This window comes from Elusimicrobiota bacterium (genome assembly GCA_026388095.1).
Classification (GTDB): Bacteria; Elusimicrobiota; Elusimicrobia; order UBA1565; family UBA9628; genus UBA9628.
In genome coordinates this window covers 1-22851 of record JAPLKL010000005.1, presented here as the reverse complement: position 1 = coordinate 22851, position 22851 = coordinate 1, and the positions used below count along the sequence as shown (strand labels likewise).

General features: G+C 68.2%; 24 protein-coding genes and 1 pseudogene. 10 read left to right on the top strand and 15 right to left on the bottom strand.

Annotated features, from left to right (window positions below; translation table 11 throughout):
* Positions 1 to 161: 161 nt before the first annotated feature.
* On the top strand, positions 162 to 452 hold the full coding sequence (locus NTY77_00625; protein ID MCX5793983.1) for a helix-turn-helix transcriptional regulator: 291 nt from the start codon (positions 162 to 164) through the stop codon (positions 450 to 452).
* Here NTY77_00625 and NTY77_00620 read toward each other — a convergent pair.
* The 7 genes and pseudogenes from NTY77_00620 to NTY77_00590 form a co-directional block, all read right to left on the bottom strand.
* Positions 431 to 1213 (bottom strand): phosphatidate cytidylyltransferase, encoded by a 783-nt coding sequence (locus NTY77_00620; GenBank protein ID MCX5793982.1) that lies wholly within the window; start codon positions 1211 to 1213, stop codon positions 431 to 433. The genes NTY77_00625 and NTY77_00620 overlap by 22 nt on opposite strands.
* Complete coding sequence (locus tag NTY77_00615) at positions 1214 to 1927, bottom strand: isoprenyl transferase (GenBank protein ID MCX5793981.1); 714 nt, start codon at positions 1925 to 1927, stop codon at positions 1214 to 1216.
* Positions 1928 to 2010: 83 nt separating this feature from the next.
* The gene (gene frr / locus NTY77_00610; protein ID MCX5793980.1) at positions 2011 to 2583 is read right to left on the bottom strand and encodes a ribosome recycling factor; all 573 of its coding nucleotides are present in this window, start codon (positions 2581 to 2583) and stop codon (positions 2011 to 2013) included.
* A gap of 4 nt (positions 2584 to 2587) precedes the next feature.
* The gene (pyrH, locus tag NTY77_00605; GenBank protein MCX5793979.1) at positions 2588 to 3298 is read right to left on the bottom strand and encodes a UMP kinase; all 711 of its coding nucleotides are present in this window, start codon (positions 3296 to 3298) and stop codon (positions 2588 to 2590) included.
* The gene (gene tsf / locus NTY77_00600) at positions 3298 to 4149 is read right to left on the bottom strand and encodes a translation elongation factor Ts (GenBank protein ID MCX5793978.1); all 852 of its coding nucleotides are present in this window, start codon (positions 4147 to 4149) and stop codon (positions 3298 to 3300) included. The genes pyrH and tsf overlap by 1 nt, the downstream gene beginning before the upstream one ends.
* Before the next feature lie 257 nt (positions 4150 to 4406).
* Positions 4407 to 5078: pseudogene (gene rpsB, locus NTY77_00595) on the bottom strand (30S ribosomal protein S2).
* A gap of 145 nt (positions 5079 to 5223) precedes the next feature.
* A complete protein-coding gene (locus tag NTY77_00590) occupies positions 5224 to 7416 on the bottom strand; it encodes a hypothetical protein (GenBank protein MCX5793977.1) in 2193 nt (730 codons plus the stop codon).
* Between the two features lie 146 nt (positions 7417 to 7562).
* Here NTY77_00590 and NTY77_00585 point away from each other — a divergent pair, with 146 nt between their 5' ends.
* Both NTY77_00585 and NTY77_00580 read left to right on the top strand, forming a co-directional pair.
* Positions 7563 to 9038: a hypothetical protein gene (locus NTY77_00585; protein MCX5793976.1), complete on the top strand. Its 1476-nt coding sequence runs from the start codon at positions 7563 to 7565 to the stop codon at positions 9036 to 9038.
* A 27-nt stretch (positions 9039 to 9065) separates the two neighbouring features.
* On the top strand, positions 9066 to 9956 hold the full coding sequence (locus NTY77_00580) for a hypothetical protein (protein MCX5793975.1): 891 nt from the start codon (positions 9066 to 9068) through the stop codon (positions 9954 to 9956).
* 3 nt (positions 9957 to 9959) lie between these two features.
* On the opposite strand, the gene NTY77_00575 is transcribed toward NTY77_00580, so the two are convergent.
* Positions 9960 to 10460 carry a hypothetical protein gene (locus tag NTY77_00575; GenBank protein MCX5793974.1) on the bottom strand — a complete coding sequence of 167 codons (501 nt, stop codon included), beginning with the start codon at positions 10458 to 10460 and terminating at the stop codon, positions 9960 to 9962.
* Positions 10461 to 10502: 42 nt separating this feature from the next.
* Between NTY77_00575 and NTY77_00570 the strand changes: the two genes are divergently transcribed.
* The 3 genes from NTY77_00570 to NTY77_00560 all read left to right on the top strand — a co-directional run bounded on the left by NTY77_00570 (position 10503) and on the right by NTY77_00560 (position 13647).
* Positions 10503 to 10961, top strand: coding sequence for a hypothetical protein (locus NTY77_00570; GenBank protein ID MCX5793973.1), 459 nt, complete (start codon positions 10503 to 10505; stop codon positions 10959 to 10961).
* A 13-nt stretch (positions 10962 to 10974) separates the two neighbouring features.
* On the top strand, positions 10975 to 12609 hold the full coding sequence (locus NTY77_00565) for an NAD+ synthase (GenBank protein MCX5793972.1): 1635 nt from the start codon (positions 10975 to 10977) through the stop codon (positions 12607 to 12609).
* Between the two features lie 780 nt (positions 12610 to 13389).
* The gene (locus tag NTY77_00560; protein ID MCX5793971.1) at positions 13390 to 13647 is read left to right on the top strand and encodes a type II toxin-antitoxin system Phd/YefM family antitoxin; all 258 of its coding nucleotides are present in this window, start codon (positions 13390 to 13392) and stop codon (positions 13645 to 13647) included.
* Here the strand turns inward: NTY77_00560 and NTY77_00555 are convergent.
* A complete protein-coding gene (locus tag NTY77_00555; protein ID MCX5793970.1) occupies positions 13632 to 13967 on the bottom strand; it encodes a hypothetical protein in 336 nt (111 codons plus the stop codon). The two genes, NTY77_00560 and NTY77_00555, sit on opposite strands and share 16 nt — an antisense overlap.
* Before the next feature lie 8 nt (positions 13968 to 13975).
* Positions 13976 to 14371: a hypothetical protein gene (locus NTY77_00550; GenBank protein ID MCX5793969.1), complete on the bottom strand. Its 396-nt coding sequence runs from the start codon at positions 14369 to 14371 to the stop codon at positions 13976 to 13978.
* Between the two features lie 145 nt (positions 14372 to 14516).
* Between NTY77_00550 and NTY77_00545 the strand changes: the two genes are divergently transcribed.
* Positions 14517 to 16187: a hypothetical protein gene (locus NTY77_00545; GenBank protein MCX5793968.1), complete on the top strand. Its 1671-nt coding sequence runs from the start codon at positions 14517 to 14519 to the stop codon at positions 16185 to 16187.
* Between the two features lie 111 nt (positions 16188 to 16298).
* On the opposite strand, the gene glyS is transcribed toward NTY77_00545, so the two are convergent.
* From glyS to NTY77_00520, 5 genes are read right to left on the bottom strand one after another with little or no spacing between them, the layout of a single operon-like run.
* Positions 16299 to 18425 carry a glycine--tRNA ligase subunit beta gene (gene glyS, locus NTY77_00540; protein ID MCX5793967.1) on the bottom strand — a complete coding sequence of 709 codons (2127 nt, stop codon included), beginning with the start codon at positions 18423 to 18425 and terminating at the stop codon, positions 16299 to 16301.
* Entirely contained in the window at positions 18418 to 19284 is an 867-nt protein-coding gene (locus NTY77_00535; GenBank protein MCX5793966.1) for a glycine--tRNA ligase subunit alpha, read from the bottom strand. The genes glyS and NTY77_00535 overlap by 8 nt, the downstream gene beginning before the upstream one ends.
* Positions 19281 to 19961: a DNA repair protein RecO gene (recO, locus tag NTY77_00530; protein MCX5793965.1), complete on the bottom strand. Its 681-nt coding sequence runs from the start codon at positions 19959 to 19961 to the stop codon at positions 19281 to 19283. The genes NTY77_00535 and recO overlap by 4 nt, the downstream gene beginning before the upstream one ends.
* Complete coding sequence (locus NTY77_00525; protein ID MCX5793964.1) at positions 19958 to 20335, bottom strand: hypothetical protein; 378 nt, start codon at positions 20333 to 20335, stop codon at positions 19958 to 19960. The genes recO and NTY77_00525 overlap by 4 nt, the downstream gene beginning before the upstream one ends.
* A 24-nt stretch (positions 20336 to 20359) precedes the next feature.
* A complete protein-coding gene (locus NTY77_00520; GenBank protein ID MCX5793963.1) occupies positions 20360 to 22036 on the bottom strand; it encodes a hypothetical protein in 1677 nt (558 codons plus the stop codon).
* A gap of 33 nt (positions 22037 to 22069) precedes the next feature.
* Between NTY77_00520 and rpmH the strand changes: the two genes are divergently transcribed.
* The 3 genes from rpmH to yidD form a co-directional block, all read left to right on the top strand.
* Positions 22070 to 22207 (top strand): 50S ribosomal protein L34, encoded by a 138-nt coding sequence (gene rpmH / locus NTY77_00515; protein MCX5793962.1) that lies wholly within the window; start codon positions 22070 to 22072, stop codon positions 22205 to 22207.
* 20 nt (positions 22208 to 22227) lie between these two features.
* Positions 22228 to 22629, top strand: coding sequence for a ribonuclease P protein component (gene rnpA, locus NTY77_00510; protein MCX5793961.1), 402 nt, complete (start codon positions 22228 to 22230; stop codon positions 22627 to 22629).
* Positions 22626 to 22851, top strand: a 226-nt coding sequence (yidD, locus tag NTY77_00505) for a membrane protein insertion efficiency factor YidD (protein ID MCX5793960.1), incomplete at its 3' end; no start/stop codon positions are given. The genes rnpA and yidD, both read left to right, overlap by 4 nt.

The following is a 22851-nucleotide window of genomic DNA, read 5'->3' as shown; positions in this document are numbered from 1 at the left end:
CGGTGCGCAACGGGTGATAATATCGTCGAGGACATAATCTTATGGGACTGAGCCAATCAGAGATCCTTGCAGAGCTGCGGAAAGCCCTCGAGGCGCCTGAACCTTTTGAGTTAATCAATCGGAATTTTGATTCTTCCATCGGACCTTGGGCAGCCTGGACCTTGGGCCGACAGCTGTGGTATCTGAGGATCCGCCAGCATCTCACCCAGGGCCAGCTTGCGCACAAGGCCGGCATCACCCAAGCCCGGCTCTCCCGCATCGAGGCTGGGGCGGACTTCAACTGGAGCACCATCTCTGCGATCTTCGCAGCCCTGGGCTACGAACCCATCTTGCTACCGGGCCCGCTTGGCCGAGTCCGGGAGGCCCGGCCCTACCGCAAGCCGTGGCGCAAGACGCGGGAGAGGGAGACCGCCAGTGGGGGAGAAACGGCCTACTTGAGCGTCAGGAAGTAGTAGACGGCCGGGGCGGCCAGGATGAAGGAGTCGAACCGGTCCATGACCCCGCCGTGGCCGGGAAGCAGATTGCCGGAGTCCTTGGCCCCGACGGCGCGCTTGACCAAGGACTCGGCCAGGTCCGAGAGCTGGCCGCAGACGCCGATGAGCGCGCCCATGGCCAGGGCCCCGCGCGGACCCAAGCCCGCCGGAGCCAGCAGACGCTGCAGCAGATACATCGCGCCCACGGCGAAGATGAAGCCCGCCACGGCCCCTTCCCAGGTCTTCTTCGGGCTCAGGCCCAGGGCCAACTTGTGGCGGCCGAAGGCATGGCCTCCGAAGTAGGCCGCGGTGTCCATGAGCCAGACCGTCGCAAAAAGCATGTAGGTCAGCTTCTCCCCGTCCGGCCGCAAGTCGCGGATGAGGGCCAGATGCGCCGGCATCCAGCCCAGGAGCAGCGCGCCGAGGAGCGTGAAGGCGAGCCGCTCCAAAGAGTGCACCCGGCTGAACATCTCGCGCAGGAGGATGGCGGCCGTCACCGCGGTCAGGACGGCCTGGCTCGGCCCGCCCAAAGCCACGCTGAGCGCCAGGGCCGCTGCGCACAAGAGCAGCACCCAGCGCTGCACCGGCCGCCCGCCCGCGGCCAGGATGAGCCCGTATTCATAGACGCACAGGATGCAGACGGCGGCGGTGAAGCCCGCCCAGGCGAGGCCGCCCGCGTGGATGAGATAGAGCAGCAGCGGGATGCCGACCGCGGCCGTCAGGACCCGCGGCAGCAGCACTCAGAGCCTCCCGAACCGCCGCTCCCGGCGCTGGTACTCAGCCAAGGCCGCGTAAAGATGCTCGCGGCTGAAGTCGGGCCAGAAGACCGGGGTCACATAGAGCTCGGAGTAAGCGATCTGCCAGAGCATGAAATTAGACACCCGCATCTCGCCCGAAGTCCGGATGACGAGATCCGGGTCGGGGATGCCGGCCGTGTAAAGCGCGCCGGAGAGCTCCTCAGCGCTGATGGACTTGCGGCCCTCGGCGATGAGGCGGTTGACGGCGTCAACGATCTCCTGGCGCGCCCCGTAGTTCAGGGCCAGGTTCAAGTGCAGGCCCGTGTTGTCCTTGAGCCGCTCAATGGCGCGTTCGAGCTCGGAGCGCACGCTCTGGGGCAGGCCCTCAAGGTGGCCGATGGCGCTGAGGCGCACGTCGTTCTTGTGCAGCATGTCGGCTTCTCGGCGCAAGGCGAAGGCCAGCAGCCCCATGAGGTCCGTGACCTCGTCCTGGGGCCGCGCCCAGTTCTCGGTGGAGAAAGCGTAGAGCGTCAAGATCGGGATCTTCAGTTCGGAGCAGGCCTTGACCATCTCGCGTACGGTATCCACCCCGGCCTTGTGCCCGGCCAGCCGGGGCAGGCCCTTGGCCTTGGCCCAACGGCCGTTGCCGTCCATGATGATGGCCAGGTGCCGGGGCAGGCGGGAGCGGTCGAGAGACGAGGCCGATGTGGTCTTCAAGGAGTTCCTTATCAAACAGCTCCGGCGACCTTCGGTCGCCGGTTGCGAGCGCTCCCTTCGGGAGCGCTCGCCCGGGGACGGCGCTAGACCGTCGTGATTTCCTTTTCCTTGCCGGCGACGACCTCGTCGACCTGCTTGGAGAACGCGTCGATGGACTTCTGGACCTTGGCTTCCATGAGCTTGAGGTCGTCCTCGCTCATCTCCTTGGCCTTCTGCGCCTTCTTGAGCTTCTCCAGCGCCTCGTGGCGGTCGCCGCGCAGTCCGACCTTGGATTCCTCGCCCATCTTCTTGACGACCTTGACCATTTCCTTGCGCCGGTCTTCGTTCATCTGGGGCAGGTTGATCCGGATGAGCTTGCCGTCGTTCTGGGGCGCGCTGCCCAAGTCCGCCTGGGAAAGCGCCTTCTCCAGGGCCTTGAGGACCGTGGGGTCCCAGGGCCGGACTTCCATGGTACGCGCCTCGGGCACCGAGACCGCGGCCACCTGCTTCAAGGGCACCATCTGGCCGTAGTACTCGACCTTGACGCCCTCCAGGAGCATCGGGTTGGCGCGGCCGGTGCGCAGGGCCGAGAAGTCCCGGCTCAGCCGGGTGATGCGCTCCTTCATGGCCTCTTCCATCTTGCCCACGACTCCGTTGATCGCTTCGGTGATCGGCATGGTCTTACTCCGTTATCCAGGTTCCGACTTTCTTGCCGGCCGCCGCCTGGGCGATGTTGCCCGGGACGGCCACGTCGAAGACCGCGATCGGCATGCGGTTCTCCATGCACAGCGTCAGCGCCGTCGCGTCCATGACGCGCAGCCGGCGCCGGATGGCCTCCATGAAGGTGACGCGCACCAGCCGCTTGGCCTTGGGGTTGGTCCGGGGGTCGTCATCGTAGACCCCATCGACCTGCGTCGCCTTGAGGAGCACGTCCGCCTCGATCTCCACCGCGCGCAGGGCCGCAGCCGTGTCCGTGGTGAAGTAAGGGTTGCCCGTCCCGCCCGCGAAGATGACCACGCGCCCCTTCTCCAGATGCCGGATGGCTCGCCGGCGGATGTAGGCCTCGGCGAGCTTGGAGATCTCGATGGCGGTCTGCACCCGGGTCTGCACGCCCAGGTCCTCCAGGGCGTCCTGCAGGGCCAGCGCGTTGATGACGGTGGCGAGCATCCCCATGTAGTCGGCCGTGACGCGGCCGATGGCGTGGCCCCGGTCCAGGGCGCCGCGCCAGATGTTGCCGCCGCCCACCACCACGCCGATCTGGATGCCCTGGGACCAGGCGCGCTTGACCTGGGCCGCGATGCGCAGCAAGGACTCCGAGTCGATGCCGCGCGTGGCCCGTCCGCCCAGGGATTCCCCCGAGAGCTTGAGCAGGACTCGCCGGGTCTTGGGCATTATCCGCCGAGCGTGTAGCGGGCGAAGCGGACGACCTTGAGCTCGCCGCCGGCCTTGGCCGAGGCGTCCTTGATGATGCTCGCGATCGGGGTCTTGCCGTCCCGCGCGCTCATCTGCTCAAGCAGGCAGAAGGTCTGGTAGAAGAGCTTGTTGATCTTGCCCTCCACGATCTTGGGGATCGCGGCCTCGGGCTTGCCCTCCTTGCGCAGCGTCTCCGTATGGATCTCCTTCTCCTTGGCGATCTCCTCGGCCGGGACTTCCTCGCGCCGCAGATACTTGGCGTTGAAGCCCACGATCTGCAGGAGGAGCTCCTTGGCGAGCTCGGCCACGGCCGGGTTCGCGGCCACCGCCGCGTCCGGCGTCGCGATCTCGATGAGGGCGCCGTTCTTGGCGCCGAGGTGGATGTAGCCGGCGACGACGCCTTCGCCTGACAGGCTGAAGCGCTCCAGCCGCCGCAAAGTCATGTTCTCCCGCATCTTGGCCTGCACGGCCTCGACCAAGGGCGCGGCGTCGGAGGGCTGCTTGATCTCTCCCGCGCAGGCCTTGTCGGCCAGGGACTGGGCCAGGGCTTTGAACTCATCCGTGCGCGCGACGAAATCCGTCTCGCAGTTGAGTTCGATGATGGCTCCGCTCTTGCCCAGCACCTTGTGGGCCACGGCGCCTTCCTTGGTCGCTCGCGCGGAGCGCTTGGCCATGTCGGCCTGCCCCTGCTTGCGCAGTGCGGTCAAGGCCGCGTCGAGCTTCCAGTCGGCGGCCTCCAGGGCTTTCTTGCAGGCCGTCATGCCCGCGCCCGTCTTCTCGCGCAGATCCCGGATCAGCCGGCTCATCTCTTCGGGGGTCATGGTGATCATTCCAGTTCCTCCACGATCTCGGTCATGACCCGAGTCTTGGTGCGGCCCTTGGGCTTGGGCTTAGCCTTGGCCGCGGCGGGGCGCATCTCCTTCTCCCAGGCCGCCAAGCCTTCCTCGACGGGTTCCTCGGCCGGAGCGGCGGCCACACCGCCCTCGGGTGCGGCGCCGCCCTCCGCGGCCGCGCCCTCCGCGGCGAGCATCGCCGCCTCGGCCTCGCTCATAGACGCGGCCGTCTGGGCGGCGGCGTAGGCCGCCGTACCCTCGGCCACGGCGTCGGCGATGAGGCCGCAGAAGAGCTTGATGGAGCGGGCCGCGTCGTCGTTACCCGGGATGGGGTGGTCGATGAGGTCCGGATCGCAGTCCGTGTCGCAGACCGCCACGATGGGGATGTTCAGGCGCCGGGCCTCGGCGACCGCGAGGTCCTCCTCAACGGGGTCCACCACGAACATGACGTCGGGCAGGCGGGCCAGGGCGCGGATGCCGGTCAGGACCTTCTGCATCTTCGCCATCTCCTTGCCGGCGCGGGCCGCGTCCTTCTTGGGCATGACCGCCAGGATGCCGTCGGACTGCCATTTCTCGAGCTCCTCGAGCCGCTTGATGGACTTGCGGATGGTCATGAAGTTGGTGAGCGTGCCGCCCAGCCACTTGTCGGAGACGTACGCCGCGCCGCAGCGCTGAGCCTCGGCGCGCAGGATCTCCTGCGCCTGCTTCTTGGTGCCGACGAACAGGAAGGACTTCCCCGCCGCCGCCTGGTCGCGCACCCACGCGTAGACTTTCTTGAGTTCCTTGACCGTCTTCTGCAGGTCGATGATGTGGATGCTGTTGCGCTCGCCGAAGATGAAACGGCCCATCTTGGGGTTCCAGCGCCGGGTCTGATGGCCGAAGTGGACTCCGGCTTCCAACATGGCTTTCATGGATACGTTGATCATCCGCTGTGCTTATCCTCCCTGACTCCTTCTGGATTGACGCCAAATCGGGACTGTCGGTCCCTCTGAGGCCAATGATGATATCAAATTCCGGCGGGTCAGCCAAGACCTTAATAGGGAAATAACCGTAACCGATAAGGAGTGCCGATCAGGGTCCTGGGGCGGGAGAGGGTGGAGCGGCTGGAGCCTCGGCGGGGATATCCGTCAGGGCGCGGTCTTCCAGCATGGCCAGCGGCCGCTCCAGGACCAGGGCCCGGCCGTCCTGGACGAACCAGACGGCGCGACGGCGCAGCGCAAAGCCGGACAGGGCGCCTGGTCCGAGGCCCGGCACGGCCCGGGTCTCCCTGAGGCTCAGCGCCGAGTCCACGCTGTAGCGCAGGAGCAGACGGGAGTCCCCATCCGCCGTCCAGAGCGCGCCGCCTTCTACGGCCATGCCCACCGGGTTCGGAGGGCCGAAGAAAGTGTTGACGAAGGAAAGGTTCTCATCGAGCGCATACTGTCGGATGCGCCCCGGCTTGGAGAAGGCCGCGAACAGGCTCTTGCCGTCGCTGGCCAAAGCCGAGATGTCCTGGGCCGCCACGGGCCAAGACTTATCCAAAGTGAGGGCATCGTCGACCCGGCGCTTCTGGATCTCATTAGCTCCCGCGTCGGCCACGTAGAGCGCGCCCCCGGCCACGGCCAAGCCGGCGACGCGCGATCCGGGGAGGGGGAAACTGCGATCCTCACGCAGGCGGCCCGATTCCAGCTTGAATCTATGCAGCGCCTGGGCTTGCGGGTCTGCGACCCACAGCATGTCTCCCTGCCATGCCAAGGCCCCGGGCCGGGCGAAAGGAAGGGGATAGTCCCGCCCGGCAGTTCCCAAGGGCTTTCCGAACCACCACCCCGAAAACAGGATCAACGCCGCAGCACCAAGCAAGATCCAAGCCCGCAGCCCGCGCCGCGGCGACGCGGCAGCGGCGCTGTCTTGACCGCCCGTGGCGTGGGGAACCGCCACGGCTGCCGCGGGCGGCGCAGACAAGGCGGGTGGCGCCATCGGGCTGGCGGTCTCCTCAAGTTGCTTGAGCAGGCTAGCGATGCGGTCCTGCTTCTCGACGCCTTCCTGCCTCTGCTTGACGAGCTCCGCGCGCAGTTGCTCTCGCTCGGTCTCGGCCGCGGCCTGGGACTCGGTGAGCTGGCGCAGCCGGAGGCGCAGGCTCTCCAATTCCGTCCGCACCTCCGCCTCGGCCTGGGCTCGCCCAGCCTCGCACTCGGCCCGCAGCCGCTCCTTCCCGCCCATGGCTTCGTCGCGCAGACGCTCACTCTCGCGGCACAGGGCCTTGGCGACCTCCGCGGACGCGGCCTTGACCTGATCGGCATCGAGCAGCGACTTCTCGGCGGCCGCCTCGCGGCGCTGCGCCTCGGCCATCAGCTCTTCGGCCTCGGCCCGGCGCGCCGCGGACTCACGCTGGGCCCGCTCCGTCTCCTGTTGCTGGCGCAGCCCGGCCGCCTGCAGCGCGCGCCCCTCATCGAGGGCTCGCTGCGCCGCCTCGTCCTCGAGCTTCAGGGCCTCGCGACGGGTCTGGGTGGCCTGCTGGCGCAATTCGTCGTTCTGCCTGAGCGCGGCTTCCAGGCGTGCCTCCAAGCTGTCCTGGGCCTGCCGGGCCTCCTGGAGCTGACGCCGGTAGCCCGTTTCCAGGGCGTCGACCCCGGCGGCCCTCCGGCGCGCCTCTTCGAGCCCGCCCTCGAGCTCTATGCCCCTGGCCTCGAAACGCTGCAGGCGCTCCCGGAAGTCCTGCTCCGCGACGTCGGCGCGCGCCTGCAGGGTGCTGAGCTCGCGACCCTTGGCGTCGAGCTGCATCTGCAGATCGTCGATGCCGCTCTGGAAGGAGGCGGCCCGGACCTGGGCCTGCCGGGTGCGCTGCCGCTCGGCCTCCAGCTCTTGCAGGGCCTCCTGGAGCCGGGTTTGCGCCTGCTGAGCGGCCTCGGCGGACCGCCGGGATTCGTCTCCGCATTCCTGCGCCCCATGACGCGCCTCCTCGGCTTCGCGCTCGAGGGCGTCCACCTGGAGATGGAGCTTGATGGCGAGATCCTTGAGGCGGCCGCGGCGGCGCAGCTCCGCTTCCAGCTCACGGGACTTGGCTTCGAGCCCGGAGGTCATCTCCTCGACCCGCCTCCGTAGGGACGCGGCGTCGGCCAAGGCCGCTTGCAGCTCTTTGTGCACCTTGGAGGGGGGGATGATCCCGTCGACCAAGTCTATCACAACGGGGCCGGGCGAGGCCTCATCCTTGCCGGCGCGCATCTCATCGAGGACCTTCTCCACCTCGCGACGGTACTCCTCCCGCCAGATATGGTAAGGCTCCATGGCGGACTCAGTATACGGCCGCCCTGTTACATCTTCAAGTCTTCGCCAGGCCCGCGGCCCGGATCGGGGGCCGGGAGACCCAAGTCCTCCTGGGACCTCGGACCCTGCCGGGACCCGGGAGAGCGCGTCAAAATCTCCATGCCATCATGCTGCGACACATCTCTCGCCTCACCAGGTCCTCGGTTTGCGTCGCCTGCCTCGGCGCCGTGGCGGCTGCCCTGTTCTGGCCGGCGCAGGACATCCCCCGGCTGGGCCCGGTCATCGCCGCGCAGACGCCCGACTCCGCATCCTCGGCAGAGGGCCCGACAGCCGCCGCGTCAGCTCCCCCAGGACGGACCGAGCCCAGCGATGAGGCCGAGGACCCGACCTCCGACGAGGCGTCGGACGAGGCCCGGACGCGATCCGATCCGGCGGGCGAGCCGGTCCGCGACGCGGTCGCCGACGGGCCCTGGCGCGCGGCTCCGGCCGGAGGGGAACTGATCCAGGCGCCCTGGCGCGCCTATTGGGGAGTGACGAAGCGAGAGACGGCGGCCGTGCCCGTCGCACAGGATCTCCCGGCCACCTACCGCCGCGTTTCCAAGGACGGCGGCCCGCGGGCGTCAGCGCCGCTGAAGCAGGCCGATGCTTTCCCGAACGGGCGGTCCTTGAGAGCTGCAGGGCCGGCGGGGCAGGTCTTCAGGCCCCAAGAGAATGCCGCCCAGACCTTCTCGCCGGACAAGCTCTCGCGCCGGATGGCAGACCTGCTGCGCCGCATACGCGCTGCTCGGGCCTCCGCGCCAGCGCTGACGGGGGCTCCGCGCGCCTCCAGCCGTCAGTCGCGGCACGCGCTGAGCGACTCGACCAGGCGCGCCGCGCTCCCGCGCGCCGATCTCAGGGCCAAGGGTGCGCACAAGCTCAAGGCTGGGCCCAAACCGAAGGCTAAGCCGAAAGCCAAGATCGCGCGCAAGACCATGAGCATCAAGCCGCCGCGGCTGCGCCCCGTGCTGCTGTCCAAGGTCCTGGGCATCAACGCCATCCGGCCCCCGAAGACCGCGGGCCAAGCGCCGGACTTCAGCCGCCTGGCCCGCGACACACCCAGGACGGGCCCCGACGGCAGACCCGTGATCCAGTCTCCCGCGGAGGCCACGGCTCTCGAGGATGTGCGGCCTCCGGCAGGGGCGGCCGCGGACTGCCGTAAGATCGGTCCGCATTGGCACTCCGGGCCCGAACCCGCCTACCATGAGGGGACGGCCTGGGGCCTGCAGCACGACGGCGGCTGGCTTTGGCTCAAGAAATCCGGCAAGAATTGGTGGGCGTGGACCGCGCCCGACGAACCCACCTGGCTGTGGCACGCAGAACGCTGGTGGTGGCGCAGCGACGACGTATGGTTCATGCTGCACGAAGGCGAGGTCTGGGGCTACCGCCTCTTCGGGGAGCGGCGCGCGGAGGGCCTCATCCACCCCGGGACCGGGACGCATATGGAATACAGCGCGGACGGCAAGCGCGTGGCCATGATCACGCCGGGGGACGGGGCCTGGCTCTTCGACGCTCGCAGTGGGACGGTCCTGGGACGCTGGAGCGAGGCCCAGATGCCGGCCAAGGCCAAGCCTCATGCGCCGCGCTCCCTCTCCCTGCCGCCTTGAGCCCCCTTTTTTGGTATCCTAAAAAGCATGCGCGCCTTGCTGACCGCCCTGGTGCTGGCCTGCGCCGCACCCGGTCGGGCTCAGGAGGCCTACGGGTCCAAGGGCATCTATCCGGTCTACGAGACCGCTGGGCAGTGGGTCATCTTCGACAAGGACCCCGGACCGACCAAGTCCCGCCAGACGTCTCCCCTCGACTTGGGGACCCGCTTCTTGGTCGTGGGCAGCCGGGGCTCGGGGCTCTTCACGGTGGCCCGGACTTCGGCCACCTACGGCGGCGCTTGCCGGAAGAACAGGCCCGTCAAGCTGCGCGCGGCCCTGCTCAGAGGGCCGCGCAGCGCGGTCGGATCGCCCATCATCGGCATCAAAGTCAGGACGGACTTCAATATCGAAGGGTCGCAGGCCAGATACCTGCCCCTTCCCAATGAGGTCAACGAAGGGACCTACTCCAGACTGGGCGACCCGGTCAAGTCCGCGACGGTCTCGGACATCAAGAGCGGCGCGTTCATCTTCGCCCTCGACGACGACCCCAACCCTCTGCTCCGACAGGACCCCAGGCCTGAGCAGATCCAGATGAAGATGGACTTCGGCGCGCGGCTGTCGGTGCGGGGCCTGACCGACGCCTTCGCCTTCGTCGAGGCTTCTCAGGTCTCCGCGACCTTCCGCCGTTGTCTGCGCCTTGCCGACGGCGAGAGGCTCGTGGGGCAGTGCGTGGAGATGCCTAACAAGCTCATGGCGGAAACGGCGCTGCTACGCTTCTTGGCCTACGATCCGAGCGGCCAGGACAGCCCGTTCCTCCTGGCATACACGCCCAACCCGCCGCTGTGGGGCGAAGAGCGCTGGGGCTTCTCCCTGCGCAGCACCGGCCCGAAGCTGTTCCTCTTCGACGCCATGGACCCCCGCTGCCGAGAGGGCTTCTAGCTTTCAGCGGGTGTTGAAATAGGCCGCCGCGACCGCGCAGGCCGCCAGCGCCAGGAACGGGAATCCCATCCAGAGGTCGGCGTCTCGGCTCAGCGCCATCCGGACCGCCACGACCAAGATGATGATGACCCCGGCGACGACCGCCCGGTTCGCCAAGCCCATCCAGTCATAGCCGTCGCCGTGGATGATCCGCATCACCTTGCGCCGGTTGCGCGCGGATAGCGAGACGATCTGGGCCCCGGCCCAGGTTCCCCAATCGCCTCGCTGCCGCCATGCCAGGCGGGCGGCGCCGGAGACGCTCTCCCCGTCCGGGAGCCTCAGCTCAAAATAGACCCAGGCGACATGGCCAAGGTCGGTCCGCGTCTCGAAGCCGAAGCCCGCCGGAGTCACGTCGTGGGCCAAGGCGTGGCTGTCGAGGAGGCGGTGTGAATGATCCCAGAGGGTCAGCGGCAGGTCGATGAGGAAGCGCTGGTGCTTGCGCTGAGGCCGGTCTTCTGGCGGCATGGGAGACATTATAACTCAAATCTTTTGTTGTATAATCCGCTCATGGCCGCTCCAGACAGCCCGGATTTCGAAAAACTGGCCCGCGAGACCGTCACCGGCCGGCTCAAGGGGATCCCCGGTGAGGCCGCCGCCGAGACCGCCGCGGCGGTCGCCAAGAAGATCATCATCGCGGCCGTGGCCGACACGACCCGGCGCCAGGACCCGCATCTGATGATCACGGGGGTCTGCCGGGGAGTCATGTCCGGCATGCTCCTCATCGAGAAGGACCTGGTGCTGACAGCTGTCGAGCTGGTCAAATCCATGGCGCACCTCGGCCAGGAGGCCCACCTTGACCCCGGCGATCTGATGACCTGGGCCATGGAAGCCATCGCCGAGGTCTGCGTGCTGGGGCATCCGGAGGTGGGGGCCAACGTCCGCGAAGCGCTGGAGCACAACTTCATAGGGACCGGGGAGGTCTTCGGCGGGCTCTTGGTCAAGGCCGCCCAAGACCGCCATCCCTGAGGCGCGGCCCGGCATGCGCGTCGCCCTCGCCCAGATCGACACCACGGTCGGAGACATCCCGGGCAACCTGCGCCGCATCCGCGACGGCGCGGCCCGCGCGCGCCGCGCCGGCGCGCAGCTCGTGGTGTTCCCGGAGCAGTCTTTGGGCGGCTACCCGGCGCTCGACCTCTGGGAAGACGGGGATTTTCTGCGCGCCGGCGAGGCCGCGCTCAAGGACCTGGCGCGCGGCACGGGCGAGATGGCGCTGGTCGTGGGCGCCGCGGTGCGCAACCCGCGCCCCGTGGGCAAGCCCATCCTCAACGCGGCCGCCCTGCTGCACCGGGGCAAGGTCGCGGCCCTGCGCGGCAAGACTCTGCTGCCGACCTACGACGTCTTCGACGAGCGCCGCTATTTCGAGCCTGCCTCAGCCAACGCCCCGGTGCGCTTCGGCGGGCTGCGCGTCGGCATCACGATCTGCGAGGATGCTTGGAGCCGGGCCCCCGGCGAGTCGCGGCGCCTCTACCGGACGGACCCGGTGGCCGAGCAGGTCCGCGCCGGTGCCGACATCCTGGTCAACCTCTCGGCCTCGCCTTTCGAGAGGGGCAAGAGCGCCCTGCGCGAGAAGCTCCTGCGCGCGCATGCCCGGCGCGCGGGCAAGCCGTTCTTGTACTGCAACCAGGTGGGAGGCAACGACGAGCTCATCTTCGACGGGCACAGCCTGGTCTTGGACGGCCGCGGCCGGGTGGCGGCGCGCGGCGTGTCCTTCGCCGAGGACTTGGTGGTGGTGGACACCGACGCCTTGCCCGAGGCCGCCGCTGCCTACGGCCTTTCCGACATCGCCGAGGTCGAGGCGGCCCTGGCGCTGGGCATCCGCGACTACCTGCGCAAATGCGGGATGCCCAAGGCCTTCATCGGCCTCTCCGGGGGCATCGACTCGGCCGTGGTCTGCGCTCTGGCGGTGAAGGCCCTGGGGCCGGGAGCGGTGACGGGCGTGGCCATGCCTTCCCTGTATTCCTCGCCGGGCAGCGTGGCTGACGCCGAGGCCTTGGCCCGAAGCCTGGGCATCCGGTTCCTGAAGCTGCCCATCACCGAGGCCTACGAAGCCTACCTGCGCACCTTGGGCAAGCCGTTCGGAGGCGGCGAAGTGGGGCTGGCCGAGCAGAACATCCAGGCGCGCATCCGGGGCAACCTGCTGATGGCCTTGTCCAACAAGGAGGGGGGCATCGTCCTGTCCACGGGCAACAAGTCCGAGCTTTCCGTGGGCTACTGCACGCTCTACGGCGACATGTGCGGGGGCTTGGCGGTGATCGCGGACGTGCCCAAGACCACGGTCTACGATCTGGCGCGCTGGATCAACCGCGAAGCTGAGGTGATCCCGCAGAGCTCCATCGACAAACCGCCGTCGGCGGAGTTGCGGCCCGACCAGAAGGACCAGGACGACCTGCCGGAGTACGAGACGCTCGACGCGGTGCTGACAGCCTACATCGAGGAGCGCCGGGGCGCGGGGGAGATCTCCCGGCGGGGGCACTCGGGAGACCTGGTGCGCGACGTGATCCGCCGCATCGACCGCAACGAGTACAAGCGGCGCCAGGCCGCGCCCTGCCTCAAGATCTCGCCCAAGGCCTTCGGGGTGGGCAGGCGGATGCCTATTGCGCGGGGAAGCTTCTAGCGGCCGGGGTCGCCCAAAGAAAAGGTTCGAGTCTTAATCCCGCAGAGATTTGACGGGAGCACAAATGAAGCCCTCCGAAAGGTGGGCTTTTCTTTTTCTTGGCCAGGTGACGCTAATCACCGAAAAGGCACAAATCAAATTGACCTAGTCTTCGCGGGAACGTCAGTGAAGTGATGGATCGTTGCCCGGCGAACGGCGGCGGGGCCGGCTCAAATCGGCGAATTGCTTGACGCCCCCGTGACACAAGGGGTATAAAAGGCATATTACGGTCCAGATTGACAGGATAGAGGAGATTCGCATGACAAAAGTGATTGCATTGGTTGGACTGCTCGGGTTGGGCGCTATGGCTGGTTGCACCTCATATGTCAAAACCTACGATAGCGATATGAAGTTGCTGGCTGCCTGCAAGAGCGGCGTCACGATATTTGGAATACCAATCGGGGCTAACTTTTTTAGCACAAATCATTGTGTTGGCTCGGCCAACCCGAAGGACCAGACGGGGGGAGGCACTACTAAGTATTAACGGCTCACCGCTCGGAGCCGCATTGACTTGAAGCCCGGTTGGTCATGTTATCGGGAAGGTCCCTCTGTGCCGGGCGTCCGCGAACGCCTAACGGTATGGGCCGTCCTCTCCGGGTTGACCTGAGTCCAGAAAACTATGCCAAGCTGACCAATGGATGTAAATAGTAGGACGACAGAGACACGCACATCCCGACCTTGTCAGAATGGGCCTTGACAGCAGCCAGGGGACGGCTTAAAATAATAGCCAGGAATATAGCTATGAGATTCATAAACACCGTCACCCTAAAGAACGACACCAACAAGGTCATCCGGATGGTCGTCTCCTCCCAAGAGCCCGCCATCGTGACCCAGCACGGCCACCCCGCCGTCGCCATCGTTCCCATTAGGGAGACCGACTTGGTGCTCAAGCACGAAAAAACCTACATCAAGGCCATCGGCCAGGGGCTCAAGGACATCAAGAAAGGACGCACCGGCTCTCTCAAACCATTTTTAAAACGCGTCTACACGCCCGGCTGACGCCCCTTCCACGAAGCCAGCCGCTCCTCGATGAAGATGGCCGCAAGCTGAGCCGGCCCCACCTTGCGGCCGTGCGCGCTCAATTCCTCCGCCTCATCCGATAGCCGCTCCCAGGTCTCCCGGCTGAAAGGCACCAGCCGCTTGGTGTCCCAATGAGGATCGCTCGGCCTCCCGCCGCGCGAGACGAGCCGGCCCTGCAGAGTCTGCGCCAGCGCGAACCAGTCCAGCGGCCCCTTCGAACGCCGGCTGCTCAGCCGGACCACACGTGACGCTCCCAGCGCTCTTGCGATCGCATCTGGAGTCAATTTCTTTCCCGCCATATCGCCTCCTACGACTCGTCATACGCAGAGACACCGAAATAGCGGCCGTCGATGACGACACCCACTTCGCCTTGGCCGGCCTCGCGCCCAAAACGGTGCAAGAACTCCCGCAGCGTCCCAAGTCCATCACTCAGCAGCGTCCGAGGCGCATGCGAAACGACCATCACGGTGATCTCCCGCAACAACTCCCCGCCTTTCGCGTCGTCCCTCCAGACACCCTTGCCGGGGGGGAAAGCGGTCGCTCCGCGGAACAATCTCCCCAGCAAGTCCAGAGCCTCATCCGCCCAGCGCTCCTGGTCTATCGCCTCCCCCGCACGGTTCTTGCTCGGGATGAAGAGCGTTATCTGCTCGCCCCCGACCGGGCCAGTAGCCCCAAGAGCCGCCTGAATGAAGTTTCTAGCCATAGGATACCTCTTTCGATATAGAAAGTCAATAGTCCGCGACTTGCCTCCGTACCGACCACGGCCCCTCAATATGAATACGATTCAGAAGGCGAATTGTTCCATCCCCATCATGTCCCTTCCTGACCATTTAGTAGAATTGCTGCGGATGACAAGCTTCCGTGGACGGATTTCATGGGCTGGTTTCTTCCTGACCGCCACGCTGGCATTCCTATGCGCCCCGGCATCAGAAGCCAAGACCAAATCCCCCAAGTCGCCGGCGGCCTTCCATCTCCCGGCCTGCCAGCGCCCCAAGCCGGATGAGTTCGTCTTCGGCCTGGTCGGCCCGGGACAGGACTCCTCCGACGACTTCGGCCTCGAGAACCTGCGCGCCGTCTCCGAGGGCGTGCCCAAAGACCGCCTCGCCCTCTTCGCGCCGGCGCCCTCCACGGCCACCCACCGCTCCTCCACGAAGAACCCCTACTCCGACCCCCTCGGAGCCGCCGACGCACTCAAGGGCCTCGCCGCCAGGCCCCAGAAGACCATCCGGCTCCTGTTCACGGGCCACGGTTGGCCCGAAGGCGTCTGGCTGGGCACGGACCAGAAGGGGGAAGACCGCTGGATAGGGCTCGAAGACCTGACCGACGCCGTGACCTCGGCCCGCCGCGCGGGCAAGACCGTCAAAGGCCAGTTCCTCACCTGCTACGGCGGCCGCTTCGCCGAGGCGCTCATGCCCGCCCCGGGGCTCGCCCCGGCCTGCGGCGTCTTCTCCACCTTGCCGGAGAAGAAGGCCGAAGGCTGCTACGAGGACCGCTCCGAAGAACGCCTCGACTACCTCTTCGCCGCGGCCCGGGCGGACGCCTGCGGTCTGGAGCGCGACTACCGCGAAGTCCACGGCCGCGTGGTCGCCCAGCCCGCCGGCTACGACATCCCCATGCTCTCCTCGGACTACTTCCTGCTCTATGGGCCGGCCGCGCGCTGGCTGGGCAGGCAGGCCCGCGCACCCTATCCTTACCACAGCCTCGCGCGCAAGCTCCTGCCGGACGGCACGGTCCTCTACGCCGACCTCGTCAACGCCCGCGTCGTCAAAGCCTTGCGCGACGGCCGCGTCCTGCCGCAGCCCGAGGTCTCGGTCGTGGGCTGCCAGGCCGAGGCCCGGGACGCCGAGCCCGCCTGCGACGGGCTGCACCAGTCGGCGTTCTTCCTGCACCGCGCCGTAGCGGACGCCGGCTGGCCGCCGGCCGACTGCATCCCCATCCTGCGCCTGGCCTGGAGCCGGGACGGCGCCGTCTCCTCGGCCACGCTCGCCATGGCCGCACTGCCCGAAGACGAAGTCTGGGACCCCGAGGCCTCCAGCGCGACCGCGGCCGATTTCCAGAGGGACCTCTCCGTCGACGAACTCTTGCTGCCCGTCGACGACCTCAAGCCCGAGGCGCGGCTCATCCTGGCGCGGCTCCTGCCCTTGTTCCAGGACGGAGAGCACGGCGAGGCCCTGGCCCGCCGGCTGGAAGCCCTGGCCGAGCAGGCCCAGTCCCAGGACCCGCCGCGCGGCCGCGCGCTGCGCGCCCTGATCTCGGAGCTCCGGCGGCGCGTGCACGATGATAAGGCCTCCTACCAGGGGACCCGCTTCTGGGGCTCCTGGCTCAAGACCTACCTCATCGAACTCGCCAACGCGAACGACACCCAGGAGGAGAACCTGGACTACTCCAGGCTCGCCTTCCTGACCGCGGTGACCGTGGCCGAGAGAGCGCTGCGCGAAGAGGCCCGCTCCGACGAGACGGCGCAGCGGCTGGTCGCCGACCTGGAGGGACTGCGGGCCTGCGAGCGCGGGTTGCCGTAGCAGGACTCATAGGACAGCCCAACAGAAGAGCGCCCGATGCGGGGCATCGGGCGCAGCCGCCCCGCTGCGCGGGGCGGTTGCGAGGCAGACAGGCAAGGCCTGTCTGCCTCGCTAGTGGGGGTCCTGCTTATCGGGACCCTGGATCTCGGAGAGGTCCGCGACCCGCCTGATGAGCCGCACCAGCCTCGCCAGCAGCGCCAGGCGCGCGGCCTTCAAAGCCGGGTCGTCGACCATGACCATGACCTTCTCGAAGAATTCGTCGAGCCGAGGCTTGAGACTCACCACGCTGCGCAGGCAGTGGTCGTAGCGCCCGGCCGTCAGATGCTCCTCCATCTCGCCGCTGACGCGGTCCAGGGAATCCATCAGCGCGATCTCGGCCGGCTCCTTGAGGGCTGAGCGCTCCGGGCCGCTCTCGGGCACCGCATCCTTGCGCAGAGCGGCCTGCTTGAGGATGTTGGCCGCGCGCTTGAACACCGCGGCCAACGGCTCGAACTCCGGGTTCTGCCGCACGCCATGGATGGCGCTCAGGCGCAGATAGGTATTGGGCAGGTGGCGCAGGCCGCCTTCCCGCACCGAGCGGATCTCATCGACCCGGAAGCCCTGTTCCTCGAAAAGGTGCTGGGCCCGCACCCAGATGAAATCGAGCAGCTCGGCGGCGATGCGGCGCTCGTCCTCGGCCGCGAGCTTGAGGCGGCCCCGCAGGCTCTGCAACGCCGCGTCGACCGCGGCGCCCAGGTCCAGAGGAAGCTGCTTCTCCAGAAGGATGCGCAAAGAGCCCGTGGCTTGCCGGCGCAGGCCGAAGGGATCCGCGCTGCCGGTGGGCACGACTCCGGCCGCGAAGCTGCCGGCCAGGCTGTCGAGCTTGCCCGACAAGGAGGCTGCGGCGCCTTCCAGCGTGACCGGGACCGGAGACTTCGCCGCCACCGGGAAGTAGAATTCCTCGATGCCCAGGGCCGCGCGCTCGTCGAGGCCGTCGTGCCGGGCATAATGGCCGCCCATGGTGCCCTGCAGCTCCGGGAACTCCTTGACCGTCTCGCAGACCAGGTCCGCGTAGGCCAGGGCCGCGATAGCGCCGACCGCGTCATCGTTCAAGGGCATGTCCCGGCGCCGCAGTTCCGCGCACATCCACGCGGCCAGGGCTTTGACGCGCTCCGCCTTCTCCGCCATGGAGCCGAGCTTGTTCTGATAGGTCACGCGCGCAAGCATCGGGAGCTTGGCCTCCAGCGTGGTCTTCTCGTCGCGACCGAGGAAGAAGGCCGCGTCGCTGAGGCGCGCGGTCAGCACCCGCTCGAAGCCTTCCCGCACCGCTGCCTGCCCATCGGAGACGCCGTCGCGCACCCCCACGAAGGAGGAGATGAGGCCCTGGGGGCCGAGCAAGGGGAAGAACTTGAGCTGCTTCTTCAAGACCATCTTCAGCAGCGGCGCGGGCAGGCGCAGGAACTCCTCCCGGAAGCGTCCCACCACCGGCACCGGGTGCTCGGTCATGTAGACCGTCTCCTCCAAGAGTCCGCCCTCCAGGTCGAGCCGCCCGCCCGCCTCCTCTGCCGCCTTCTCGAGCCGCTTGAGGAGGGACTGGCGCCGCTCATCGGGGTCCACCAGCACCAGCAGGTCGCGCAGCTTGTCGTGGTATTCGGCGCCGCCCGACAAGGTGACCGGCCTGTGGCCGTGCCCGGGCAGGCCGGCGATCTTGCGCCCGCTGCTCACCCCGGCCAGCCGGAACGGGACCACGCTCTTGCCGAAAAGGGCCGTCAGGCTACGGATCGGCCGCCCAAAGCGCAGGCGCGACTCCTCCCATTCCAAGGACTTGGGGAACTCCAAAGACGTGATGACTTCGGGCAGGATGCGGGCCAGGATCTTGAGCGCCGACTCTCCCGGTATGTGGACCCGCGCCAGGAGGAACTCGCCCTTGGGCGTGGTCACGGTCTCCAGAGCCTCGGGCGCCACGCCCTGCTTGCGCGCGAAGCCTTCGGCCTGGGGCGTGAAGCGGCCCTGCGCGTCCTTGAGCAGACGCGCCGGCGGGCCCTGCACCTCCTTCTCCAGCGCGGAGGACTTCTCCTCCACGCCGCGGACGCAGACCGCCAAGCGGCGCAGCGTGCCCAGAGTCTGGGCGCCGGCGTAGCCCAGACGGTTCGCCTTTAGCGCCGCCTGGGACTTCTCCAGCAATTGAGACAGGGCCGGCGCCACGAAGCGGGCCGGCATCGGCTCGGTGCCGATCTCGAGCAGGAGATCCTTAGACATGGGCGGCCTCCGCTTTGGCTTCGTTGAGCTCCAGATAGAGGTTCATGACCTTCCTGGCCAGGCCCCGCACCCGGGCGATGTACTGGGCCCGCTCCGTCACCGAGATGGCGCCGCGCGCCTCGAGCACGTTGAACAGGTGCGAGACGCGCACCACGCAGTCGTAGGCGGCCAACGGGAGCTTCAGGGCCGCGATGCGCTCGCCCTCCTTTTCGTAGTCGTCGAAGTGCCGCGCGAGCATGGCGGCGTCGGCCGCCTCGAAGTTGTAGGTGGAGAACTGCCGCTCCTGCTCCTTATGAAGGTCGCCGTAGGTCACCGCGTCGTTGTAGGCGAGGTCGTAGACGTTGTCCTTCTTCTGCAGGTACATGGCGATGCGCTCGAGGCCGTAAGTGATCTCGACCGAGATGGGGAACAGCGGCAGCGAGCCCATCTGCTGGAAATAGGTGAATTGGGTGATCTCCATTCCGTCGAGCCAGACCTCCCAGCCCACCCCCGAGGCGCCCAGGGTGGGGGATTCCCAATCGTCCTCGATCCAGCGCAGGTCGTGCTTGCTGGAGTCGAGGCCCAAGGCCTTGAGCGAGCGCACGTAGAGGTCCGTGATGTCCGCCGGCGCGGGCTTGAGCAGCACCTGGAACTGGAAGTACTTGCCCAGCCGGTTGGGGTTGTCGCCGTAGCGGCCGTCGCCGGGCCGGCGGCAGGGCTCGACGTACGCCGCGGCCGTGGGCTTGGAGCCCAGGGCCCCGAAGAAAGTCGCGGGGTTGAAGGTGCCGGCGCCCTTCTCCATGTCGTAGGGCTGGATGAGCAGGCAGCCTTCGCGCGCCCAGAACCTCTGCAGCTCGAGGATGACCTCTTGGAATGTCAGCATGGGACGGACTCCTTTGCGCGACGGGATCTCGCGGCGAAGAGCTCCAGGCTCCGCGCCACCTCGAGAGAACGCAGCGGCCGCTCCGCGTGCGCCTCCACATGGTCGTGCACCACCTGCAGGAAGCGGCCGCCGGCCTCGGCCTCCCACGGCAAGTCGCCGAGCCCTTCCAGGGCGGACTCGTGCAGGCTGCGCCAGAGCGGGGCCTGCGCGGGCGGCAAGGGCAGCTCGCGCAGGCTGTAGCCTGCGGCTTCGAGGAGCTTGAGCCCGAAGGCCGTCTCCAGCCAGGGGCTGGCTCCCTGGTCCAGGAGGCAGAGCGCCCGGCAGAGCAGACGGTATTTGGCCGGGCTGGGCACGCGCTCGGCCGCCAGCCGCCAGGTCATCTCGCAGAGCGTCAGCCCGGTCAGGGTGCGGGAGAGTTCGGCGCGGATGCCCGGGAAGCTCGACGCCAGGCGGCCGCCCGTCACATGCACCGCCGGCGAGCGTCCGCTGAAGAAGAGGCGGTACTCGCCCCAGACCATGGGCTCGGAAAGGGCCTTGAGCTTGCCCGCCGGCCGGTTGACGCCGGCGAAGCGCACCGGCAGCAGGCCGTGCCCCTCGCTCAGGAGCACGGCCCAGCGGCCGTATTCGCCCGAGTCGCCCCGCCGCAGCACGACGGCGTTGTCGTTGAGTATCATGGGGTCAGGTCTTGAAATTTGACATTCGCGCCTGCGCGCGCCAGGTCCTGGAGCATGACCCCATGGAACTTGGCGGGGAGCTGGACGAAAAGGCGGCGGACGGAGGGAGGGGAGTCTTCCAGGACCGGGGCGATGGCGGCGGCAGGGAACCCGGAGAAGAGGAAGTATTTCTCCTCGTAGGGAAGGCGCCGGTAGAAATCGAGCGCGGAGGCGGCGTCCATGAGTTTGAAGGCGATGAGTTTGTGCAGGGGCTTCAGCCGCGGCCAGCCGCGCGCCAGATCCGCGCGGTCGGCTCTGGCTAGCCACGAACGCAGTTCGGCGTAGGCGCCGGTCCCGGCCAGCTCGCGGATTCGCTCCATCCCATGCGCGGACATCCGTTTATTATACAGAATAGTCGGCTAACGCTTGCCGACCGGGACGAGCAGGCCGCCCAGGCCCTGCGGCTCGGCGCGCAGCCACTCCTCGGCGGCGGCTTTGAACTCGCCCGATGGCTGTCCGTGCGTGTAGATGCGGACGGGTCCCAGGCGCGCGACGAACGAGGCCTCGGAGAGCTCGATGGGGCCGGGGCTGCCCAGGATATCCCCGCGCATCTGTTCCGGAGTGCCTTGCAGTTCGAGGTGATAGCGGCCGCCGCCCAGATGCTCGAAGCGGAAGTTCCCATCGGAGTCCGGGAACGCTCCGGCGCTCAAGGAGAACTTGGTCTTCTTGGTCACCTCGCTCGTCGTCTCCAGGAAAAGCCCGACGCGCACAGAGGAGGCGGGCCGGCCGTCGATGAGCAGCGTGCCCTGGACCAAGCCGCCGCGCAGGGACTGCAGGGGAGTCACCTCGACCTTCTTCTCATTGATGGGCCAGAGGTTCCCCACGCGCCCGAGCCAGTACTGGGCCCGGGGCTCGTCGTCGAAGCGCGCGAAGGCCGCCGAAAAAGCCTCGAAAGCGAGCTGCGCGCCGTTGACGTCCTCGAACCCGGCGGGGCTGGAGACCGCGACCTCGTGCAGGCGTTTGAGAATCACGAAGCGCTCGGGCGTCAGCGGCCCCGCCGCGATGAGGGCCAGGGCCGTGCGATAATCGGGGGCGTAGTTCCCGGGCACGCCCAGAGAAGCGGCCTCCAGGGCCCGGTCCGCATCCCACCAGAGCAGCCAGCCCCGCCGCACAGCGGCCAAGGCCTGGCGGGCGAAGACGCCGCGATGGCCGTGCTCCTTAAGGTAGGCGGCCAGCCGCTCCAGGCTCTCGGACGAGGCGTCGACGCCCTCGGCGGCCTGCGTGCGCCGCTCCCATCGGAAGGACGCGCCTGCGGCGGAACGCCGCAGGACCGCCACCTCGACCTGCCTCGCGGCGGAGGCCGCCGGCACTCCCGCCGCCTCGCCGAGGGTCTCCGGGCCGAAACCCCAGGCCGAGCGCAGCCGCCACTCGGCCAGGGCCGTGGGCGCCGCCCAGGCCAGGAGCAGCGCCGCTGCCACCCTCAGGCGCACGCCGCGCAGTTCCGGATGCAGGCAAGCCGCCGCGGTGAGCGCCAAAGAGACGCCGAGAGCCAGCGGCAGGCCGGCCGCCAGGGACTGCCCGGCGAAACCCGTGCCCAGGCGGCCGATGGCCGCGATCATGGGGACCCACCTCCAGGCGCAGTAGCCCTCGGCGCTGGAGAGTAGCGCCAGCCCCGCCCCGGCGAGCAGCGCGGACCACGGCCCGGCGGCGGCGGCGCTGGGGCCGCCGTCGCTGAAAGGCGGGCGGTCTGCCCTGCCGGACGGGGCGGCCGAGCAGGCCGAGGCCGCCGACGCCGCGGCGGCCACCACCGCGCAAGCCATGGTGAGGAACAAGGCCTGGATAGGCTGCCGGGGGCCGGCCTCGACCCAGCTCAGGGCCAGCGAAGCGAACAGCGCCAGCAGGCAGAACAGGGCCCAGCGCACGGCCACCGCCGGATCCGGCCCCCGATTCTCTTCCGCGCGGACCGCGACCGGGCCGTGCCGCAGTTCGAGCAGGGTCAGCAGCCACCAGGCCAGGGCCAGGGCCATCGCCAGGTAGGCCAGGCTCCGCAGCCAGACCAGCGTCACGAAAGGACGCCCCCGCCAGATTCTTTCCAACTGGACATGTTCACATTTTATATAATCTTGACCATGCAACCGACATATAAGCCCCATAGACTCAAGCGTGCCCGGAGGATCGGGTTCCGCGCCCGCATGTCCACAGCCGGAGGCCGGGCGGTGCTCAGCCGCCGCCGCGCCAAGGGCCGCCGCACCTTGGTCGACGCCTGACGCTTGAGGAAGGCGCCGCCATGACTGGTGCGCGTTTCGGACCGGGCGCCCGCCTGGGTTCGCGACGGGACTTCCAGCGCGTGTTCACCGACGGCCGCAAGTCCGTCGGACGGCGCCTCATTCTCTGGTGCGCTCCGCCGGCGGTAAGGAAATCCGTCCGGCCGGCACCTGCGGAACTTCCGATACCGCAGGCGCCAGCCCAGGCCCGGCTGGGACTCAGCGTCCCGGCCAAGGTGGGCGGCGCGGTCCGACGCAACCGTCTCAAGAGGCTGGTCCGGGAATGCTTCCGTCTCAACCGCGGCAGCTTCGAGCCGGGGGATTTCGTCGTCTACCTGCGGCCCGGCTGCCGCTGGGAGGGCCTGGCCGACGCGCAGCGGGACATCCTGGACTTGGCCCGCCAGGCGGGGGTGTACAGGCCGTGAAGCCTCTGGTCCTGGCGGCGCTGGCCATCTACCAGAAGGCGGGGCGCGCCTTGCTGCCGCCATCCTGCCGCTTCCATCCCAGCTGCTCGGATTACGCCCGCGAGGCCGTGCTCGCGCACGGCTGCGGGCGCGGCCTGTGGCTGACACTCAGACGTCTGGCGCGCTGCCACCCCTTCCATCCCGGAGGCCTCGACCCCGTTCCTCCCACCCAACTCCCGATAT

Bases quoted from the DNA above. Each gene is read 5' to 3' on its own strand.
- frr (MCX5793980.1), bottom strand. From the start codon at position 2,583: ATGCCGATCACCGAAGCGATCAACGGAGTCGTGGGCAAGATGGAAGAG.
- pyrH (MCX5793979.1), bottom strand. From the start codon at position 3,298: ATGCCCAAGACCCGGCGAGTCCTGCTCAAGCTCTCGGGGGAATCCCTG.
- tsf (MCX5793978.1), bottom strand. From the start codon at position 4,149: ATGATCACCATGACCCCCGAAGAGATGAGCCGGCTGATCCGGGATCTG.
- NTY77_00590 (MCX5793977.1), bottom strand. From the start codon at position 7,416: ATGGAGCCTTACCATATCTGGCGGGAGGAGTACCGTCGCGAGGTGGAG.
- NTY77_00585 (MCX5793976.1), top strand. From the start codon at position 7,563: ATGCTGCGACACATCTCTCGCCTCACCAGGTCCTCGGTTTGCGTCGCC.
- NTY77_00580 (MCX5793975.1), top strand. From the start codon at position 9,066: ATGCGCGCCTTGCTGACCGCCCTGGTGCTGGCCTGCGCCGCACCCGGT.
- NTY77_00575 (MCX5793974.1), bottom strand. From the start codon at position 10,460: ATGCCGCCAGAAGACCGGCCTCAGCGCAAGCACCAGCGCTTCCTCATC.
- NTY77_00570 (MCX5793973.1), top strand. From the start codon at position 10,503: ATGGCCGCTCCAGACAGCCCGGATTTCGAAAAACTGGCCCGCGAGACC.
- NTY77_00565 (MCX5793972.1), top strand. From the start codon at position 10,975: ATGCGCGTCGCCCTCGCCCAGATCGACACCACGGTCGGAGACATCCCG.
- NTY77_00560 (MCX5793971.1), top strand. From the start codon at position 13,390: ATGAGATTCATAAACACCGTCACCCTAAAGAACGACACCAACAAGGTC.
- NTY77_00555 (MCX5793970.1), bottom strand. From the start codon at position 13,967: ATGGCGGGAAAGAAATTGACTCCAGATGCGATCGCAAGAGCGCTGGGA.
- NTY77_00550 (MCX5793969.1), bottom strand. From the start codon at position 14,371: ATGGCTAGAAACTTCATTCAGGCGGCTCTTGGGGCTACTGGCCCGGTC.
- NTY77_00545 (MCX5793968.1), top strand. From the start codon at position 14,517: ATGACAAGCTTCCGTGGACGGATTTCATGGGCTGGTTTCTTCCTGACC.
- glyS (MCX5793967.1), bottom strand. From the start codon at position 18,425: ATGTCTAAGGATCTCCTGCTCGAGATCGGCACCGAGCCGATGCCGGCC.
- recO (MCX5793965.1), bottom strand. From the start codon at position 19,961: ATGATACTCAACGACAACGCCGTCGTGCTGCGGCGGGGCGACTCGGGC.
- NTY77_00525 (MCX5793964.1), bottom strand. From the start codon at position 20,335: ATGTCCGCGCATGGGATGGAGCGAATCCGCGAGCTGGCCGGGACCGGC.
- rpmH (MCX5793962.1), top strand. From the start codon at position 22,070: ATGCAACCGACATATAAGCCCCATAGACTCAAGCGTGCCCGGAGGATC.
- rnpA (MCX5793961.1), top strand. From the start codon at position 22,228: ATGACTGGTGCGCGTTTCGGACCGGGCGCCCGCCTGGGTTCGCGACGG.